This is a genomic window from Flavobacterium sp. (assembly GCF_044376915.1).
Lineage (GTDB): Bacteria > Bacteroidota > Bacteroidia > Flavobacteriales > Flavobacteriaceae > Flavobacterium.
In genome coordinates, this window is record NZ_JBILKB010000118.1 from 1 (window position 1) to 4,098 (window position 4,098).

General features: G+C 34.7%; 4 protein-coding genes and 1 pseudogene. 2 read left to right on the forward strand and 3 right to left on the reverse strand.

Annotated elements, in window-relative coordinates; all coding sequences use genetic code 11:
* Positions 1 to 164: 164 nt before the first annotated feature.
* Entirely contained in the window at positions 165 to 1,415 is a 1,251-nt protein-coding gene (locus tag ACIQ6Z_RS09375) for an FAD-dependent oxidoreductase (protein WP_396210623.1), read from the reverse strand.
* Positions 1,416 to 1,560: 145 nt separating this feature from the next.
* Here ACIQ6Z_RS09375 and ACIQ6Z_RS09380 point away from each other — a divergent pair, with 145 nt between their 5' ends.
* A complete protein-coding gene (locus ACIQ6Z_RS09380) occupies positions 1,561 to 2,136 on the forward strand; it encodes a hypothetical protein (protein WP_396210624.1) in 576 nt (191 codons plus the stop codon).
* Positions 2,126 to 2,335, forward strand: a complete 210-nt coding sequence (locus tag ACIQ6Z_RS09385) for a hypothetical protein (RefSeq protein ID WP_396210625.1) — start codon at positions 2,126 to 2,128, stop codon at positions 2,333 to 2,335. Before ACIQ6Z_RS09380 ends, ACIQ6Z_RS09385 begins: the two co-directional genes overlap by 11 nt.
* Before the next feature lie 2 nt (positions 2,336 to 2,337).
* Here ACIQ6Z_RS09385 and mnmE read toward each other — a convergent pair whose 3' ends face one another.
* On the reverse strand, positions 2,338 to 3,738 hold the full coding sequence (mnmE, locus tag ACIQ6Z_RS09390) for a tRNA uridine-5-carboxymethylaminomethyl(34) synthesis GTPase MnmE (protein WP_396210626.1): 1,401 nt from the start codon (positions 3,736 to 3,738) through the stop codon (positions 2,338 to 2,340).
* Positions 3,739 to 3,950: 212 nt separating this feature from the next.
* Positions 3,951 to 4,098 (reverse strand): annotated as a pseudogene (locus tag ACIQ6Z_RS09395) (DNA polymerase III subunit beta); the annotation flags it as partial.

A 4,098-nucleotide genomic window follows, 5' to 3' on the forward strand; every position in this document is an offset into this window, starting at 1 on the left:
CAATCAAATAATCGTCTGCCTTAAATTCTTTAAAGGAAGCGACATTAACAATTTCGTCAATAAGTGCTTCTTCAAAAATATAGCCGTAGGATTGTGTTAGGATGTCTTTCATAAAAACTAATTTTTGTAAAGATACAGAATAACTAAAATTGAATCTAAAAAAATTACATTTTACCTTTCATCATTTTATTCCAATATAAGTAAGGTAATCCATATTTTTTTAAAATCCACATGCTCCATTTTTCTTTTGACGTGTCAATAAATTTAGATAATAGAGGATCAGAATCTCTCACATTATCATATTTGAATTCGGCCAATACCATTTTTCCATATCCTGTAACTAAAGGACAAGAAGAATATCCATCATAGGTGGCGTGTCCTAGCTTATTTTCTTTAATCATTGCAAGTATGTTTTCTACCACAACTGGTGCTTGTTTTCGAATAGCAGCTCCTGTTTTTGCTGTGGGTAAGGCCGCTACATCTCCTAATCCAAATACGTTTTTAAATTTTAAATGTTGCAATGTTAAAATGTCAACATCTAACCATTTTTGAGCGTTGGCTAATACTGAATTGCGAATAAAATCGGGTGCCATTTGTGGTGGTGCTAAATGTAATAAATCAAATGGCATAACAATTTCTGTTTCCCCGTGTAATTCTTCCTTTAATACGTTCCCTTCATTAATTATGCACTGATTTTCTTCTGGAGCAATACTTTTGAAATAGACTAATTTCTTTTCTCCATCAATTTTGACAGGTGCATAATGAGGTTTGAAATGAATGCCGTATCTGTAAATAACTTGCATCAATGTATTAGCAAAATCTTTTACGCCAAAAATTACAGATCCAGGAGTAGCAAAAACAACTTCAGTGTTTTTTACGTTCTTTTTTCTGAAATAATCGGCAGCTAAGTATGCGATTTTTTGAGGGGCTCCACCACATTTAATAGGTGTAGTAGGTTGTGTAAAAACGGCATTTCCGCCTTTAAAATTTTTAATTAATTCCCAAGTGTAATTAGGATCGGTGTAATTACTACACACGCCGTTCCTTCCTAAATTTTCACGTAAACCCTCAATACCGTCTAAGTCATACACTAAGCCGGGTGATAAAATTAAATAGTCATAAGCAATATTTCCGCTTTTTTCAGTAGTAAGACTGTTTGTTTCCGGATCTAACGACACTACTTTGTCTTTGATCCAGATGGCTCCTTTAGGGATGACAGATGAAGTAGGTCGCTTTGTTTTTTTAAAGTTAAAAGCACCTCCACCTACAAGTGTCCAAGCCGGTTGATACACATGTTCTTCTGAAGGATCGATGATTGCGATATCAATATTTTTATTTTTTAAAAGCAATTGCGCAGCCGTCATAATGCCACCGGTTCCGGCGCCAACAATGACTATTTGATATTTGTCTTTCATAATTTGTAGTATTTGGTTAGTTTTGTAAAATTAGGAATTGATAAATAAGACGTTGTAACAATTGTTACATAAACCTCTTTTTTTTACTAATTCACAAATTTTTTTTACAAATTTTTAAGCAATTCCTATTTAAATCTATTTTTTAATGAACAATGCGCCAATAGGTTTTAATCGTACGAATTTTCATTCCCACACTTTTTGCGAGTTTACAGAAGTGGCTGCACTTCCAGTAAACATATGTAAACCCCATTTTAAAAGTAAGTCGGGGAGTGCTTATTATTTTACTGACGAAGGTGTTTACCGGAGTTCCAATCATTGGGGAAGGGCCGCCAATTGTCGTTGGCGTTTGATTTCTCAATCGACGGTAAAAATCAATAACAGCTTTACTCGGATTGGTTTTGCGCAATGGACGTCTTTTTATCCGAATAATGAATCAGATGCTTTATTTTATATTGACGTAAATTTTAAAACGGCAACGGTTACGTTCCAACACAGAAATCACCCCAGTTATGATGGAAAAGCAGTGTTGCGTACAGCTGCTGAAACCGCAAAAGTAATTCGGCAGATTAAAGAAATTTTGGAAACGGATACTTGGGCAAAATATTATGACACAACAAATATCGACTCATTACGAAGCAATATTATTGATCAGTTATGTTTTTCTGCGTTATCTTTGTCGGAAATAAAACGTAATTTACTAGCACATTCCTATGGAAAATAAGGATTCACTCATTCTTGAGATTCAAAAAATAATTGATTGTATGGCTTCCAATCAAAAGGAGCAAGCCAACCAAAAATTAGTAGAAGTGAGTCATGTATTAGATGATATTATGGATGCTACTGAAACAGACGAAGAATTGGTAGAATTACACAAATACCAAATATTACTCAATCATTTGAATGTAAAGATTAACGAATAGGTTTACTTTCCGATACAAAAATTTGCAAAAATATTGCCAAGTAACTCATCGTTAGTTACTTCACCCGTAATTTCGCCAAAGAAAAATAAAGCACTTCGAATATCAATTGCCATTAAATCAGATGAAATTCCAGAGTCTAAGCCCCATTTCACTTTCTGAATTTCTTCTAAGGCTTTGAGTAATGAGTCATAATGACGCGTATTGGTTACAATGGTTTCATTATTGCGTAAAGCACCCGTATTTACAAAAGAAAGTAAGGTATTTTTAAGTTCGTCAATACCAACTTTTTGTTTGGCTGAAATAGTTTCAAGTTTTAGGTTTAAAGTTTCAAGTTCTTGGCGAATTGTTTCAACTTCATTTATAGAAAGCAAATCAACTTTGTTTAGGATAACTACAAGTGGTTTTTGAGGAAATTTGTTTTTAATTTTCTCGATTTCAACCTGAAACTTTAAACCTGAAATTTGTAATTCTTTTGCGTCTAGCAAAAGAATTACAACCTGCGCTTGTTCAATTTTCTCAAATGTCTTTTGAATTCCAATGCTTTCTACTACATCTTTTGTTTCGCGTATTCCTGCGGTATCAATAAATCGGAAACAAATGCCGTTAATGACCAATTCATCTTCAATCGTATCACGAGTTGTTCCCGCAATATCAGAGACTATGGCGCGTTCTTCGTTCAATAATGCATTTAAAAGAGTTGATTTTCCTACGTTTGGTTCGCCAACAATTGCCACCGGAATCCCATTTTTAATTACGTTTCCAACGGAAAACGAGTCAATTAATCGTTTCAGTACAAATTCAATGCGGTTGATCAATTCATGAAAAGCGGTTCGATCGGCAAATTCAACATCTTCTTCGGCGAAGTCTAATTCCAATTCGATTAAGGAAGCAAAATTTAGCAGTTCTTCACGCAATTTGGCAATTTCATTACTGAATCCGCCCCGCATTTGTTGCATGGCAATTTGATGACTCGCTTCGTTATCCGATGCAATTAAATCAGCCACTGCTTCAGCCTGTGATAAATCTAACTTTCCATTTAAAAAAGCACGTAAGGTAAATTCTCCGGCTTGCGCCATTTTTGCTCCTTTTCGGAGTAGCAATTGTATGATTTGTTGTTGGATGAAAACCGAACCGTGACACGAAATTTCAACTACATGTTCACCTGTATAGGAATTCGGACCTTTGAAAATAGAGAGCAAAACTTGATCCAGTACTTTGGTATCATCAACAATGTGACCCAAATGTAACGTATGTGATTTTTGCTGGGTAATGTCTTTTCCAGAAACCGAATCAAATACCTGAGCCGCTATAGTTAAAGCATCTTTACCAGATAATCGAATAATAGCAATAGCACCTGCTCCTGAAGGTGTGGCTAGTGCAACTATGGTTTCTTGTGGAATCATCTTTTTACTTTAATGTGCAAAGATAAATTAAAGTTAGAAGTTAGAAGTTGGAAGTTAGAAGTTTTTTTAAAGGGAGTTGTTGCACTAAGTCCCAAAAAGTATATCAAGAAGTTCACAGCATTTTCGAGCTTTTTGCGTTTAAATTAAAATTAAAAAACCACTTTCGCTTTACAGCTCAGTGGTTTTTAAGTTAAGGTTGGTTTATATTTTTATTAATTGCTCAGCATAACTGGCATTACTAACATGGTAACGGTTTCACCTTCATCTAGGCCATCTACTGGAGTTAAAATTCCTGCACGGTTTGGCATCGACATTTCCAATTGGATTTCGTCGCTCGATAAATTGTTCAACATTTCGGTT